The following is a 16,127-nucleotide window of genomic DNA, read 5'->3' as shown; positions in this document are numbered from 1 at the left end:
CGTAATTTTTTCAATGAAAACATTGGCTCAAATTTGAAAACGTATTATATTTGCCCTCGCTAAAGCAGATCGCTTTAGCATGTGTTTACACATTCCTCCTTAGCTCAGTTGGTTAGAGCATCTGACTGTTAATCAGAGGGTCCTTGGTTCGAGCCCAAGAGGAGGAGCAAAATCCCAATCAGCAATGGTTGGGATTTTTGTTTTTACTGGTTTTCAGTAAGTTACAGTAAAGTCTGGTAGTCTTATAATTCTAGTATGTATAGCTCAAGTCAGTCGATCTAATCTGTTTGCTCAAAAAACTATTCCTGTACACTTCACCACAGAATTGAATAAGATTCTAGTTTGCATTCAGATCAGTGTTACAATATTGATTCAATAGTATAATGCTTGTTACAATTATCTGATAGCAGAGCTATCAGATTTAAATTTCACACAACTACCATACTGCTTCATAATCCCTATATTTACCTTAAGTAAAAACACTTTCAATCCGTCTATTAATAGACTGGATTTCAATATATAACGTAGGAGAATGAGCTGTAATAGTTGTGGAACTGATGGCGGAACGCCAGGCGGTTGTAAAAATCATGGTACCTGTGGTACCTCAGGATGTAATAAATTAACGGTATTTGATTGGCTGGCAAACATGGAGTTGCCACAAGGGCAAGAAGAGTTTCCTTATGTTGAAATCCGTTTTAAGAATAGTAGAAAGGAGTTCTTTTTTAATAATGAGAAACTCCCACTCAAAATAGGTGATGTTGTTGCTACAGAGGCAGAAGCCGGTCACGATATAGGAATCATCACATTAACTGGCGAGCTGGTGCGCGTTCAAATGAAACGCAAGCGGGTGAAACAAGACCCAGAAGCAACCCTCAAGATTTATCGCATTGCCACACAACCAGATGTGGACAAGTGGAAGGAAGCCCGTGAGAAGGAAGATGCCATGAAAATTAAGGCCCGTGAGATCGCGATACGCCTTAATTTAAAAATGAAGATATCTGATATTGAATTTCAGGGAGATGGTTCAAAAGCCACCTTTTATTACACGGCAGAACAACGCGTAGATTTCCGAGAATTGATTCGGGAATATGCCGCAACATTCCGCACTCGTATTGAGATGCGTCAGATAGGATTGCGTCAAGAAGCTGCCCGTCTGGGCGGTATTGGTTCTTGTGGTCGTGAGTTGTGCTGCAGCACCTGGTTGACAGATTTTAGATCTGTGACTACCAGTGCCGCGCGTTATCAAAATTTATCGCTCAACCCTCAAAAACTAGCGGGTCAATGTGGCAAGCTCAAATGTTGTTTGAATTATGAGCTAGATTCCTACATGGATGCGCTTAACAATTTTCCCAAACAGAATCAAAAACTCTATACAGATAAAGGAGTGGCATTATGCCAAAAGGTCGATATCTTTAAAGGGTTGATGTGGTATTGTTACGATGGGGAGTGGATGAACTGGCACACACTTACTACAGATCAAGTGCATGAAATAGTTGCAAAAAATAAGGCTAAGGAACCTGTGGCGGGTATTGAAGAATACGCTCGGGAGTTATTAATTGAAGAGAAGGTGAGCTTTGAAAATGTGGTGGGTCAGGATAGTTTGACTCGCTTTGACAATCAATCTACCGGAACAAAAACCAAACGTAAAAAACGTCGTACCAACCGCAACACTACTAAGACTGACGGCAATACTGACGTTGCAAGGGATATTACAGAAAAAAGGGCCCCTCGCAAAAAAAGGGAATCTAGTGATAGGGATAATAAATCAAACCCAAATGCTCCTAAAAAGGATGCAAAACCTCGCAGCAATAAACGTCGCAAACCCGTTGGCGAGAAACCTAATGGTGAAAAACCAAACCCCAACAAGCCAGCAGGAAGCAAACCAGCAGAGAAAAAGGTTGATGGGACTGAAAAAAGAGCGCCTAAACCTAACCCCAACCCAAATAAACCAGCTGGAAATAAGTCACGTAGAAACAAACCTAGAGGGCCTAAACCTGATGGAAATAAGCCTAATACAGATCCTAAATAGATGGAGCGGTTGTTGAAGTTGATATGTGCATTGTGTTGTTTAGGACTTGTGATTTCCTGTGATGAAAACCTTATGGATTCAGGAACTAAATCCTTTCCCAGCGCAGAGTGGTCGCAGGATTCACCGGCCAATTTTGACATCAAACCACCGGACAGTATCACAGATTATAACATATACCTGCGGTTGCGCAATAACCAGGATTATGCCTATAAAAATCTATGGATGATCACACAAATGAAATTTCCACAGGGAAAGATCGTTATTGATACATTAGAATACAACATGGCAGATGCGCAAGGTAAGTTTGAAGGCACTGGGCATGATGTGATTGAAAACAAGTTAGGATATTTAAAGGGATTCCGCTTTCGCGAAAGCGGAACATATCAACTTTCCCTACAACAAGCAATGAGAAAAAGTGGTAGTGCCATTCCTCTAGAACAATTAAGTGGAGTTCTGGATGTGGGCTATTCAATAGAAAAACAACTGCAGGATGGCAATAAGTAAGGCTGAAGTAAAGCGCAAAGAAGATTTGCGCGGCAACGTGATTTTGTTCTGGAAACTTGTGGGACTGGGTATTTTACTGGTCGCATTAGTATTTCTTTTGACCAGTTGGGGCGTTTTCGGTTCCTTACCAGATCACACCAGACTAGAAAATCCAGATACAGACCTTGCGACAGAAATCGTAACGGCTGACGGTGAAACGTTAGGAAAATTCTATCAAGACAATCGCACGCCTGTAGCTTTTGAGGAATTACCGCAAAACCTGGTAGATGCACTTGTTTCCACAGAAGATGAGCGCTTCTATAATCATAGTGGTATCGATGGTTTTGGTACTTTACGTGCGGTAGCCTATCTAGGCTCAAGAGGTGGCGCGAGTACCATCACACAACAACTAGCAAAAAATTATTTTACAGAGCAACCCAGTAGTAATATTGTGGAACGAATAGGGCAAAAACTAAAGGAATGGATCATTTCCATACGTCTGGAAACTCAATATACTAAGGAGGAAATCATTGCTCAATACCTTAATCAGATTGACTTTTTATATCAAGCAGATGGTGTACGTTCTGCTTCACGTATCTATTTTGGGAAAGAACCTAGGGAGCTTAATGTGGAGGAAAGCGCTGTTATTGTAGCAATGCTTAAAAATCCACGACAGTACAACCCTAAACGTGAAATTAGTAAGGATAAATCCCTGCGACGTCGCAATCAGGTCTTTGTGCAAATGGTGCGTAATGATAAAATGACGGAAACTACAAAGGACAGTTTATCAGCTCAACCCATCAAGTTAGATTATAATCCTGAAGGTCATAATGACGGGATGGCAACTTACTTCAGAGAGTATTTGAGAAGCTGGTTGGACAATTGGATCAATGAAAACCCGAACCCAGAAAATGGAGAGAAATTCAATATTTACAGAGATGGATTGAAGGTGAATGTAACGATTGATAGCCGCATGCAAGGAATTGCGGAGCAGTCCGTTACAGATCACATGAAAAACTTGCAAGCGGAATTTGATAAGCAGAACCGCAATTTGAAAACGGCTCCTTTCCGCGATGTGTCTGAAGAAGATGTAAATGATAAAATTCTTGCACCTGCAATGCGACGATCAGAACGCTGGAGAGTCATGAAGGGCGAGGGCATATCTGATGCAGATATTAAGAAGAGTTTTCTTGTGAAAACAGATATGACTATCTTTTCTTGGAAAGGCAGTATAGATACCCTAATGACTCCGCTGGATTCTATCAGGTATTACAAGAAATTTTTACAGGCTGGAATGATGTCCATGGAGCCACAAACAGGTCACGTTAAGGCGTGGGTAGGAGGTATCAATCATGAGAATTTTAAGTTTGATCACGTCAAGAAAGGAAAACGTCAGCCAGGTTCTACTTTTAAGCCTTTCCTTTATGCAACAGCCATTGATCTATTGAACTATTCTCCCTGCAAGGTTTATAGTGATGGAGAATACACTATTCCCGCTGGCCGCTATGGAAATATGCGCGACTGGACACCTAAGAATTCCAGTGGTGGTTATGGAAATTTGAGAACCCTAAAAGACGCATTAGCAAATTCTGTGAACACAGTTTCTGCGCGTTTGATTGATGAAGTTGGACCACAAGCAGTGCTTGATAGGATTAAAACCTTAGGAATTGACACAAGTAATATGAGCGCTCAACCAGCGCTAGCTTTAGGAACGGAAGACGTAAGTCTTTACGAAATGGTAGCGGCTTACGGCGTCTTTGCAAATGGCGGTATTTATAACGAACCTGTCCTCGTTACTAGTATTGAAGATAAAAATGGTACTATCTTATATCAGTATGTGCCAGAATCAAAAGACGTTATGAACCCTGATGTAGCTTACGTAACGGTCAAGCTTATGGAAGGTGTGACTGAAGTAGGTAGTGGTGCGAGGTTAAAGGATACCTGGCGAACAAATCAATCATACGCAAATATTTTAACGGATTACCCTTACAATTTAAGTAAAAGTCAGGCAATTGCAGGAAAAACGGGAACAACTCAAAACCAAAGTGATGGTTGGTTTATGGGAATGGTGCCTAATCTAGTTACCGGTGTTTGGGTAGGTGGTGAGGATCGTGCCGTTCATTTTCCTACAATTACTTATGGTCAGGGAGCTGCCATGGCACTTCCTATATGGGGATCTTATATGAAAGGTGTTTATAAAGATGAGAACATCGGGATATCAAAAGGTGACTTTCCGCGGCCTACAGATCTTTCGATACAAGTCGATTGTGCAGCTTATGAAGAACAAAACGGTACCTCAGGCAATGGTGGCGGTGACGATAGTGATGAATTAGATATGTAAAATTATGATCCAGCGATTAGCTCTTGAAAACATCCTTTTTTTAGACATTGAAACGGTTCCCCAAGAGGAAGACTTTAATAATCTAGTAGAAGAAGATCAAGAGCTATACGAACTCAAAACCCAATACCAGCGTCGTGACGAATTTACGCCGGAAGAGTTTTATGACCGTGCAGGCATCTGGGCAGAGTTTGGGAAGATCGTCTGTATTTCTGTAGGTTTCTTCAAAACTTCAGATTCAGCTTTACAGTTTAGAACCACAAGTTACACAGGTACGGAGATACAGGTGCTCACAGATTTTTCTAAAATGCTGGAAGAACATTTTTCTAGGAATGAAAACCTACTTTGTGGTCATAATGCTAAAGAATTTGACTTCCCCTATATTGCTAGGCGTATGATCATCAATGGGATGGAATTACCGGCAAAGCTGAATCTTTTTGGCAAAAAGCCTTGGGAAATTCCGCATCTCGATACGATGGAATTGTGGAAATTTGGCGATTACAAACATTTCACGAGTCTTAAATTATTGACGCGCATTCTAAATATTGAATCCCCTAAAGATGATATTAACGGATCTCAGGTACGCGATGTATTTTATATTGATAATGATATAGATCGCATCGCAAATTATTGTGAGCGCGATGTTGTAGCGGTAGCTCAAGTATTTCTAAGATTACGCGGTGAAAAAATTCTCACAGATGATCAAATCGTCAGTAAATAAACTCTTAGTAGAGGTAAGCGGGCTCAACGTTTCCTTCGGCCCTGGAGATCGAGCCTCTCAGGTGTTGTATGATGTCAATTTTAAGCTTTTTGAGAACGAAATCTTAGCGATAGTAGGTGAGTCAGGAAGTGGCAAATCAGTGACTAGTAAAGTTTTGATGGGATTGTTACCAGAGGATAATGTTCAGATTGTTGCAGATAAAGCAATGGTTTTGAATAAAGATGTCCTGAAAATGAACAATAGTGAATGGTCACGCTTTCGCGGAAGCGAGGTCAGCATGATCTTCCAGGAACCCATGAGTTCTTTAAATCCTACCATTTCCTGTGGAAGTCAGGTTGCCGAAATCCTTCAAATTCACACCAATTTGAATCTGCAAGAACGAAAAAAACAGGTGCTAGAATTATTTGGAAAAGTAAAATTACCCCAGCCAGACGTTACTTATTTAAAATTCCCTCATGAAATAAGCGGTGGTCAGATGCAGCGCGTCATGATTGCCATGGCAATTGCCTGTAAACCCAAAATATTAATTGCAGACGAGCCTACCACTGCGCTGGATGTAACCGTACAAAAAGAAATTATACTGCTGCTCAAATCGCTGCAAAAGGAGTACGGGATGAGCATTATTTTTATTTCTCATGATTTATCATTGGTTCAAGCGGTGGCAGATCGCATCGCAGTGATGTACAAAGGGCGTATTGTAGAAACGGCCACCGCGGAAGAGCTTTTCAATAATCCCAAAGACAATTATACAAAAGCACTCATAGCAGCCAGACCAGAAACTAACCGTCGGTTGATACGTCTTCCCACGATCAAGAACTTCATGGAAGGAACAAGTGAGGTGGCAATAGAATCAACTCAAGAACGCACGCAGCGACATAAAAAGCTCTATGATGCAGACGCGATTCTCTCTGTTCAACACGTCATCAAGGATTATCAATTGAAGAAAAAAATATTCCAGCCGCAACAAACGTATCGCGCAGTGGATGATGTTAGTTTTAATCTATTTAGTGGCGAAAGTCTAGGATTAGTCGGAGAAAGTGGTTGTGGGAAAAGTACGTTAGGCAATATGATCTTAGGCTTGACTCCCATCACAGCCGGTAGCATACTATTTAATGGAATGGATATTTCCCGTATATCAAAAACCGAGTTGCGCAAACTGCGTAAAAAGATACAGATCATTTTTCAAGATCCATTTGCTTCACTTAATCCGCGTATTAAGGTGGGTGATGCCATTTTAGAACCCATGCAATGGCACGGTATAGGAAACAGCAGACGAGAACGAATAGAAATGGTGCAGCAACTTTTAGAGCGGGTAGGTCTAACGGCAGATCATTATAACCGGTACCCGCATGAATTTAGTGGTGGACAGCGACAACGTATAGGAATAGCTCGAGCTGTAGCCTTGCAACCTGATCTAATCGTTTGTGATGAGTCTGTTAGTGCACTAGATATTTCAGTACAAGCTCAGGTGCTGAATCTCTTGAACGAGTTTAAAGAAAACTTAGGACTATCTTATTTATTTATTTCTCATGATCTTGCCGTAGTGAAGTATTTCTGTGACCGTGTCATTGTAATGAATAAAGGAAAGATTGAAGAACAGAACGAGTCTGATGAGCTCTATGCGAACCCCCAGCAAGAATATACTAAGAAATTGATTGACGCCATTCCACAGTAGATAGAAAGAGGATTGTTTTGACTCTCCAAGACGGCCCAAAATATAAAAATCCCATTCAGCTTATTCCTGAATGGGATTTATATTTTTGTGAAAGCAAAAAACTTATATGTCTAGAACGTAAAAAAAGTACGCGCTACCAGTTTACAAAGACCTTTAATTAATAAATAAGTAGACATGATATTACTAGGTTTTTGAATGGATGTTTGCACAGTTATATGTTTTAAATCTTAGAAAGTTCTAATATCACAATAAACACTTAATTAACTGCTATAAGGTTCTAATTATTCGATAAAAAACACAAATTATCTTTAAATTAAGTTAAGGCTCTCGGCGAGCTGCATCTTCCTGCTCTTGTTTTAGATGATCCAGATAAAGAATCCCGTTTAAGTGATCAATTTCATGTTGGAAGATAACAGCCGTGAAATCCTCGACCATTTCCACCTTGCGTTCTGCATTCATTGTTTCATATTCTACGAGAATAGCATAAGATCTTGAATTTAAAGTGTCGCTTCTGTCTGGAATAGAAAGGCAGCCCTCCCTGCATTCTTGTTTCTTAACAGAGTACTGAATAATATTAGGATTAAGAATTACTTCAAAGGGAAAGTCTGGTTTGTCAAATCGTTGTACCCATGCTATTCTTTTAAGCACACCCACTTGAGGCGCAGCAATACCAGCACCTAATGACATGCTATCTCTTACAGTTGCATACATGCGATCCACTAACCTGCGCAACGTTGGGTCTTTTGGGTCAACATTCACCATCTTACTATTTTCACGTAGCAATAAGGAGTCTGCTTCACTGGTAATTTTAAACACTCTCATAGGTTTATCTGCACTGGAAGCCATGATGAGTTCGCTTTGTTGTTTTGTAAAAGACTCTTCAATATTTTTAACCTGTGCTTGCAAGCCAGAAAAAGTTCCTATGATGGCTAATAAACTGAAAATCTTGATGTTTCTTTTCATGATGTTAGTTTTTAGGTTGTAAATCCATGACATTAAAATCGGGACGTTTCCCAACACTAACGGCACTGGATCCTAAAATTTGAACGGTTCCCGCAGTGAAGTCTTCTTCTGTTGCCTCAAATATATTGTCCACATATTTCTGTGGGTTTCTATCGATATAAGGGAACCAGGTGCTGTGAATCTGGATCATGATGCGGTGTCCTTTTTTAAAGGTGTGCAATACATCCTGTAATGGAAAATTAACTGATGTTTTCTGACCTTCAGTAAACGGTTCTGGATCTGCAAAACTATTGCGGAATCTTCCTCTAAAGGTTTCGGCGCGAACCAGCTGTTGGTAACCTGCGAGCGTTACTCCTGCTGGTGTCTTAGGATCGTTTTCCATATCATTTGGATAAACATCAATTACTTTTACGATAAAATCAGCATCCGTAATGTCTTTTAAGATGACTTCTAAATTTGCTTGTATTTCTCCGGCGAGCCTTGTGTTATCAGTTAGTATATCTGTTTTAAAGGTAAGCACATCTGGTCGTCGGGAAGCGTGACGTTGATCATCTGTCATATAAGCTCGCGGTGTAAAGGTTACAGGTGTCACCTCACTGCGAAAAGGGACTGGCTTTGCCGGGTCACTCACGTAATTAAAGCTGGCGTTTTCATCAGCTTTCTCATTGATGAGCAACTCTTCATTTTTTCCAAAACTAAAGACAATCTGCTCTTGTTGTGGTGGCCATACATTAAATTTCTCCCACTGCTTTAAGCCTGTGTCAAACATGTAAGCCTCTGGCAACTGTGGATTCTTTTTACCTTTTAAGTGATGTTCAAAAAACGGTGTTTCTATCTCACGTTGATAAAATGTGGATATACTATCACCGAAGACGATATGATTTACCATCTGCGTTCCCGGTTCGCGAGCCCAGTTCCCATGACTCCAGGGTCCCATAACTATCGTGTTATTTTTATTTTTAGGATTATTTCGTTCTATATTTTTATAGATCGTCAAGGGGCCGTATAAATCCTCAGCATCAAACCAGCCGCCTACGGTCATTACCGCATGATCAACATTTTGCAAATGGTTGACGATAGAGCGCTTCTGCCAGAATTCGTCATAATTAGGATGCTCTGAAACTTCCTTCCAAAAAGTGTTATCCGGATAAATTTTATCAGTAACATTTTTAAGTGGGCCTAAATCCATGTTGAAAGCATAGGAATCTTTCATATTACCAGCGGCACGCATCGCGTCCCATTTGTCCTCATACCAGCTTTCTGATGTTGGGCCTTCTGTAGGATGCCCAAATACTGGATACGCCATTAGATAACTTTGCAATGTTGCTCCCATATGATGAAAGTCATCAAAGAAAAAATCGCCGATAGGTGCTTGAGGTGAAGAAGCAACTAAGGCTGGGTGAGCATCTGGTAATGCTGCAGCAGTGTAGAATCCTGGATAGGAAATACCCCACTGGCCTACTTTTTTATTAGTGTTCTTTACATTATTGATTAACCATTCCACGGTGTCATAAGTGTCAGAACTCTCATCGATATCGGTTTTATTCTTGACATCGTTACCGGGAATATTAGGCGTCATGTTATTGAAAACTCCTTCACTCATCCAGCGGCCGCGAACATCTTGATAGACAAAAATGTACCCTTCTTTCATCATAAAGTTGTTAGGACCTAGGGAGCTTTTAAATTCACCTTCTCCATAAGGCGCCACACTATAACAGGTGCGCTGCATCATCATGGGGTATTTTTTAGAAGTATCCTTTGGCTCATAAATGACCGTGTAGAGTTTCGTTCCATCTCGCATAGGGATGTATTCGACCGTTTTAGTGTAGTTTTCTTTTACATAAGTTGATGAGGACTGAGCTTTCGCGAAAGCGAAACTCAACATCATCAACACTGCAACAAATATATTTTTCATAATCTCAAAGTTATCGTCTAAAGATAAGTGAACTCACAAAAAAAGGCGCTCTGATATGGAGCGCCTTTGATTGAATTTTATTAAAACTTACCAAATAACCACACGGTTTTCTGGTTTTATGTACATTTTATCTCCCTCTTTGATGTCAAACGCATCATAGAAAGCCTGAATATTTTGAAGCGGCACATAACCACGTTGCATTCCAGGAGAGTGAGTATCGCCCTTGATGCGCTGTTGTAATGCCTCATCGCGCATTTTAGTACGCCATACGGTTGCCCAACTTATAAAGAATCGTTGTTGCTGGGTGAACCCATCGATATTCTCCTCTTTTATTCCCTTGTCATCTAGCCACATTTGCAATGCGTCATAAGCAGCATTTACACCACCTAAATCACCTATGTTTTCTCCTAGCGTAAATTCACCGTTGATGAAAACGTCTGGCATAACTTCAATGGCGCTATATTGATCTGCAAGGTTAGTTCCTAGTCCTTCAAACTTAGTATTATCCTCATCTGTCCACCAGTTTGTCATGTTTCCTGCGGCATCAAATTTAGCACCGCTATCATCAAAACCATGGGAGATCTCATGACCTATTACAGCACCCATACCACCAAAGTTTATGGCAGCATCTGCATTATAATCATAAAAGGGTGGTTGTAATATTGCTGCTGGAAAAACGATCTCGTTATAATAAGGATTATAATAAGCATTCACAGTTTGTGGTGACATGAACCACTCGCTCTTGTCCACTTTATCGCCTAGGTTATCTAGGTTGTCCTCACGATTCCATTTGATCACGGCCATCATGTTGTTAAACAAGTTACCGCCATTATCTGGGCTCGTGATTTCCATTTCAGAATAATCCTTCCACTTGTCTGGATACCCTATTTTGATAGTCATTCCATTAAGTTTCTCGATCGCTTTTTTCTTAGTATCTGCACTCATCCAGTCCAGTGCATTGATGCGCACTTCATAGGCACGTTTAACGTACTCAATCATTTCTGTGGCCTTGTCCTTAGCTTCTTGTGGGAACTTTTCTTCCACATATAATTTACCTAAGGCTTCACCAACAGTTCCATTTACGATAGCTAGGGCACGCTCGTTAGCGGCCTTTTGTTCTACAGCACCAGTCATCGTTTTAGAATAAAAATCCCAGTTTGCATCTTCTAACTCTACCGAAAGAAAGCTAGCAGACTGGTTGATCATGGTCCATTTCAAATAATCCTTAATTACCGGCAAATTGTTTTGAGTAATCATAGGTTGTAAGGCTTTCAAGTAATCTGGTTCTGACACTACGATGGTGTCAAAATCTTTCACGCCCACATTTTTAAAATAAGCCTTCCAGTCCATCGCTGGTACTAATTTTTTAAGATTGGATTTAGGCATCGGGTTATAAGATAACAGTGGATTACGTCTAGCAACCTTATCCAGCCTAGGTTTAGCCATTTTACCTTCAAAAGCAACAATTCCTGCAGCCATTTTACCTGCGGATAAACTATCTGTTCCCGTCATCTTCAACAAACGGGCAACGTGTTCCTGATATTTTTCTAACTTTTCTTTACTATCTGCATCTTTTTCTACATAATATTCTCTGGCCATTCCCAGGCTTCCTGCTCCTAGTTGTGCCACGTTCATATTAGTATCCTTAGCATCTGGTCCTACATTAAATGAAACCAAGCCGTTCAGCCCATAAGCTGATAATTCACCCAGTACTATGGGTAGCTCTGTCACGCTTTTAATGTTATCGATCATTTCAAGGTAGGGCGTCAAGTGTTCATAACCAGCCTTATTGCGATTGTCTGTGTCCATAATCGATTGATAGACATACACCGCTTTTGCTTGATCTGATTCAGGATCTAAATTTTTATCGTCCTTTGCTTTATTTAATATTGCTAGAACGTCTGCGTCTGTATCCTTACGCAGTTTGTTAAAACCGCCCCATACCGTCTGGTCTGCAGGAATTTCTGTGGAGTCAATCCAGGTACCGTTTACATAGCGATAAAAATCATCTTTAGGGCTTACAAGTGTATCCATGGCGGTAAAATCGATACCGGGATAAACTTTATTTTCTGCCATTTCAGTTTCTTTCTCGTCCTTACAAGAGGTAAAGACTGTTACTGCTGCTAGAACTAACAACGACCTAGCGACGTTCCATTTGTAATTCATGATATTAAAAATTTAGATTGTAAATGTAATTTTTCCCCAGAATTAATGCGGCGATTATCAGTGGTTTAACAATTTCTTGCTGTCATTCTGTAATTGATGGCAATTACGCTTTCGCGAAAGCGAACTCCACCTAGGATAAGTTGCACACATTAATTAAATGTTACAAAAAAAGGCTCTTCTTTTTATAGAGGAGCCTTCTGGTTGCAGAGTAGTGGTTTAAGTAACTAGCGAACCAAAAGTTTTTTGACATCTGTGACGCCATTTGCATTCACGTGCAAGAAGTATAGACCGCTAGCAACATCAGTAAGATCCAACTGCGTCGTTTTATCATTGCTAGAATCTGATTGTAGGATTGTTTTTCCCGTCATGTCTGTAACAATATAGCTGTATTCAACTTCCATTTTCCAGTTGATCTTGAAAATACCATTGGAAGGATTAGGATATACACTATAAAGTAAGCTTACATTTTCAGGTTTCTTCTCTATTGATTTTCCAGTGATTTTTACATTATCTAGAACAACGCCTTCTTGATTTCCAGATTGATCAGAATGAAATACAAAACGGAAAACAACGCTAGAAGTACCTTTTAGATTTTCTAGAGATGTTGCATACGTTTTCATCTCTGTATCAGTTCCAGTCCATTGTCCACCAGGACAGTTGTAGCAGTTGCTACCATCGGAGCCTAAATTAGAGTTGTACCAGTTGTCACCATCTTCATTTCCTAAAAGATTCCAGTTCTGACCTTGATCAATGGAATACTCTAAATAAAAGATATCCCAATTCTCTTCTAGATCATATGCCATGTCAAACTGGAACTGGGCATCTGCAGTATCTGTTAGATCATAGCATCCCGTATATAAATAAGCAATTGTCTGGTCTGTGTAGCTACCATTCAAATTTGTGGCGTATACCTTATTATTATTGAATGACTTGTTCAATTTACTACCATTAGGAATTCCGTTTTCCCACAATACCTCTGAGCTTCCATTATTTTCAGTAACCATGACTGCCTGCTCAAAATCATAAGTGGTATCTAATGTTGCAGGAGCATTCTGAAGTATTCTTATGGTCTTGAAGTTATTGCTCAAAAACTCGTCTTGCGCTGTAGTTGCAGTTATTTTGATCTGATAGCTTCCTGGCTTTAAGTTTAGGTTTTCAATAGTGATCTCTTTTGTCCCTTGTGGCTCAATTACTAGGTTATACTTTTCAGAAATCGCAGTTCCATCATTGATGGTATAAGATAAAGTTACTTCATCAATAGTATTGACTCCCATATTACCTAAAGAAACTGTGATATTATTGCTGCCACAATCAATGATGCCACCGGCAGTTGTTGCAGATTTCAAAACAACATCTGTCATAGGCTGGACAAATTCAATAGGTGTTTGCCAGATACCACGACCATAAGTACCCGCAGTCATGATCATGTCATTTGTATTGATCTCGATATCTCTTACATCTACTGTAGGTAACAATTTAGAAAAATTTACCCAAGTATTATTTGAATCTACATACTTGAATACGCCTGCTGTTGTTCCTAAGAACAATGCATTGTCAGCGCTGTTAGCTAGATGTGCAAGAGTATTTTTACCCAGTCGTGGTAAATTATGACTGATGTCTTTAAAATCGGCACCCATGTTATCGCTAACTAACACTTTACCGTTAACAGTTCCTGTAGTAAGATAGAGGATGTTGTTATTGTTGTTGTTTACTTCAATGGCTGTGATGTCCCCTGGTAATTCCTTAATCCATGAGAAGTCCTTTCCAGTATTTGTAGATCTAAAAAGTTGATTTTTTAACGCAACATACATGATGTCCTCATTAATAGGATCCAGCTCTAAAACATCTATGTTTCCCATAAAGCTTTTAGAAACCGCTACAAATTTATTTCCCTCAACTTTATATAATTTGTTATACCCTGCGTAAATAACTCCGGCACTATTCGTTTTTAAAGGAGTGATCCAGTTACCTAAGGCTGGGCCATCAATTTTTCTTGCTAGTGTGCTGCCATCTTCTGTAATATGCAATCCAAGACCAAATTGAGTAAAGCTGTATCTGATGTTAGAATTATTAGGATTAATTCCTGATTCCATACCATCTGCACCGTGGAAATTTTTCCAAGTACCATTGCTAAAAGTGAAACCTCCATTACCTTGAAGACCGCCTGTAATATCCTTACTAGATTGCGGGCTTACCGCAATTCTTAGAAATTGTCCTATTTGAAGTCCTCCCGTCAAGTCTGTAAAAGATGTTGCGTCGTCTGTACTTCTATAAATACCACCGTTAGTCATAGCAAAAAGCTCGTTGTTAAACTGTCTAAGCTGGTGGATGTCGCCGTGGGTATATGCAACAGATTCTGGAGCATTCCAGGAGTTGATCTTTTCAAATCCAGCACCACCATTTGTGGATTTCCATATATTAAGGCATCCCGTAAAAATGACGTCTGGATTAGTTTGTGAAACTTCTAACGCTAGAGAGTACCATGCCTGAGTAGTCTCAATGATATCAGTTCCATTATCTGTCTTTGAAAAAGTGGCTCCAGCATCATTAGACCGGTAGATTCCTAACAACGAATTTCCCATATCCACTGCGAGTAGATAAACCCTAGATGAGTCAGCTTTAGTAACTCCTATAACCATACGTGAAATGCCTGAAGGCAAACCAGTGGTTGTTTGGAAAAAGCTTTTTCCACCATCGCTGGATTTGAAAAAAGAAGAGTTCGTGGTTAGGTAGACGTTGTTAGAATCTCCAGGTTGTAATTTGATATCCTTAGCATTACCGCTAAAAACTTTTTTGAAGGTTAAGCCACTATTAATTGTTACGTACAAACCGCTGTTAGAAGCAACAAATACTTTTTTAGAATTTGTAGGATCAATGTAGATTTCGCTAATTACCGCAGTAGAAGAGTTGAACTTCAAACCAGTTGTAGAAAAACTATTTCCGCCATCAGTAGATTTCAACATTCCAATGCTAGAAGAATCGCCTCCATCATCATCACCGGTTCCTATGTAGACGATATCAGAGTTATTACCATCGATAGCAATTGCACTAACACCTATTTGGGATAGGTGATCTGTAAGTGGTTTCCAGTTATTGCCACCGTCAATAGACTTCCAAAGTCCACCAGTAGGAGTTCCTACATAATATGTGTTGGGATTGTTAGGGTCAACTGCGATAGTATTTACAGTACCTTGACCTGGTGACCATGAAGAAGTGTTTTCATAATTGAATGGTCCTACAGGGCTCCAATTTGATCCGTCTGGTGATACAGCGTTAGGGGTAGTTTTGGCAATGTTTAAGGAATTGAATGCTTCTTGAACTTCACTAGAGGATTGTACAGTTCCATCTGCCTTCAAATAAGACTTTGTTCTTTCTGCCCATCGTAAGAAAGATTTATAACCACTACCAGCTACAGACGTATCGTTTTGTAACCAGTATTGCTCTCCAGTTTTTTTGATATTCTCAAAGGATGGCTCTGCACTACTTTTTGCTACGTTTAGATTCTGCATCCATGGAGCATCTGTACTGAACTGTGCAGTTGCCGTGATTGAGAGAAGAAGAAAAACTAAAGTAGTGATTTTCATAGATGTAACTTGCTGTAATGCTCAAGCAAGATACAAGCACATAGAGGTGCGCTAATTAAGTATTCTATGGGTGGTAACCATATAGGCCAACATACATTCTTATTCGATAAAGTGTAATAACGTGTTGCCGTTAATCGACAGAAATTACTGTTAAATTGTGTTAAAATTAAAATCAAAGAAGTATGGAAGCCCTTTACCCTAAAGGACTTGAATTGATTTAGTAATTAATCCGAAATCTTTTACTTGACGACAA

General features: G+C 39.8%; 9 protein-coding genes and 1 tRNA gene. 6 read left to right on the top strand and 4 right to left on the bottom strand.

The genetic code is table 11. The features are described from left to right. The first annotated feature begins 93 nt into the window (after positions 1–93). From IQ282_RS08430 to IQ282_RS08405, 6 genes are all read left to right on the top strand, one after another. A tRNA-Asn gene (locus IQ282_RS08430) sits at positions 94–167 on the top strand. 365 nt (positions 168–532) lie between these two features. Further along, positions 533–2,029 carry a PSP1 domain-containing protein gene (gene ricT, locus IQ282_RS08425; RefSeq protein WP_194851425.1) on the top strand — a complete coding sequence of 499 codons (1,497 nt, stop codon included), beginning with the start codon at positions 533–535 and terminating at the stop codon, positions 2,027–2,029. Beyond that, positions 2,030–2,533 (top strand): gliding motility lipoprotein GldH, encoded by a 504-nt coding sequence (locus tag IQ282_RS08420; protein WP_194851424.1) that lies wholly within the window; start codon positions 2,030–2,032, stop codon positions 2,531–2,533. Beyond that, positions 2,520–4,853, top strand: a complete 2,334-nt coding sequence (locus IQ282_RS08415) for a penicillin-binding protein 1A (protein WP_194851423.1) — start codon at positions 2,520–2,522, stop codon at positions 4,851–4,853. The genes IQ282_RS08420 and IQ282_RS08415 overlap by 14 nt, the downstream gene beginning before the upstream one ends. 4 nt (positions 4,854–4,857) lie before the next feature. Further along, positions 4,858–5,571 (top strand): 3'-5' exonuclease, encoded by a 714-nt coding sequence (locus IQ282_RS08410; protein WP_194851422.1) that lies wholly within the window; start codon positions 4,858–4,860, stop codon positions 5,569–5,571. Further along, entirely contained in the window at positions 5,549–7,246 is a 1,698-nt protein-coding gene (locus IQ282_RS08405) for an ABC transporter ATP-binding protein (protein WP_194851421.1), read from the top strand. Before IQ282_RS08410 ends, IQ282_RS08405 begins: the two co-directional genes overlap by 23 nt. Before the next feature lie 318 nt (positions 7,247–7,564). On the opposite strand, the gene def is transcribed toward IQ282_RS08405, so the two are convergent. The 4 genes from def to IQ282_RS08385 form a co-directional block, all read right to left on the bottom strand. Beyond that, the gene (gene def, locus IQ282_RS08400) at positions 7,565–8,209 is read right to left on the bottom strand and encodes a peptide deformylase (RefSeq protein WP_194851420.1); all 645 of its coding nucleotides are present in this window, start codon (positions 8,207–8,209) and stop codon (positions 7,565–7,567) included. A gap of 4 nt (positions 8,210–8,213) precedes the next feature. Beyond that, entirely contained in the window at positions 8,214–10,124 is a 1,911-nt protein-coding gene (locus IQ282_RS08395) for a CocE/NonD family hydrolase (RefSeq protein WP_194851419.1), read from the bottom strand. A gap of 87 nt (positions 10,125–10,211) precedes the next feature. Then, entirely contained in the window at positions 10,212–12,290 is a 2,079-nt protein-coding gene (locus IQ282_RS08390; RefSeq protein ID WP_194851418.1) for a M13 family metallopeptidase, read from the bottom strand. A gap of 224 nt (positions 12,291–12,514) precedes the next feature. Continuing rightward, complete coding sequence (locus IQ282_RS08385; RefSeq protein WP_194851417.1) at positions 12,515–15,874, bottom strand: T9SS type A sorting domain-containing protein; 3,360 nt, start codon at positions 15,872–15,874, stop codon at positions 12,515–12,517. Between the last annotated feature and the right edge of the window lie 253 nt (positions 15,875–16,127).

The organism is Nonlabens antarcticus, from assembly GCF_015356755.1.
Lineage (GTDB): Bacteria > Bacteroidota > Bacteroidia > Flavobacteriales > Flavobacteriaceae > Nonlabens > Nonlabens antarcticus.
Note: the sequence above shows the minus strand (reverse complement) of the source record. Positions and strands in the feature narration are given on the sequence as shown.

Excerpts from the sequence above, each read along its gene's own strand:
- ricT (WP_194851425.1), top strand. The coding sequence starts at position 533 with ATGAGCTGTAATAGTTGTGGAACTGATGGCGGAACGCCAGGCGGTTGT.
- IQ282_RS08420 (WP_194851424.1), top strand. The coding sequence starts at position 2,030 with ATGGAGCGGTTGTTGAAGTTGATATGTGCATTGTGTTGTTTAGGACTT.
- IQ282_RS08415 (WP_194851423.1), top strand. The coding sequence starts at position 2,520 with ATGGCAATAAGTAAGGCTGAAGTAAAGCGCAAAGAAGATTTGCGCGGC.
- IQ282_RS08410 (WP_194851422.1), top strand. The coding sequence starts at position 4,858 with ATGATCCAGCGATTAGCTCTTGAAAACATCCTTTTTTTAGACATTGAA.
- IQ282_RS08405 (WP_194851421.1), top strand. The coding sequence starts at position 5,549 with ATGATCAAATCGTCAGTAAATAAACTCTTAGTAGAGGTAAGCGGGCTC.
- def (WP_194851420.1), bottom strand. The coding sequence starts at position 8,209 with ATGAAAAGAAACATCAAGATTTTCAGTTTATTAGCCATCATAGGAACT.
- IQ282_RS08395 (WP_194851419.1), bottom strand. The coding sequence starts at position 10,124 with ATGAAAAATATATTTGTTGCAGTGTTGATGATGTTGAGTTTCGCTTTC.
- IQ282_RS08390 (WP_194851418.1), bottom strand. The coding sequence starts at position 12,290 with ATGAATTACAAATGGAACGTCGCTAGGTCGTTGTTAGTTCTAGCAGCA.
- IQ282_RS08385 (WP_194851417.1), bottom strand. The coding sequence starts at position 15,874 with ATGAAAATCACTACTTTAGTTTTTCTTCTTCTCTCAATCACGGCAACT.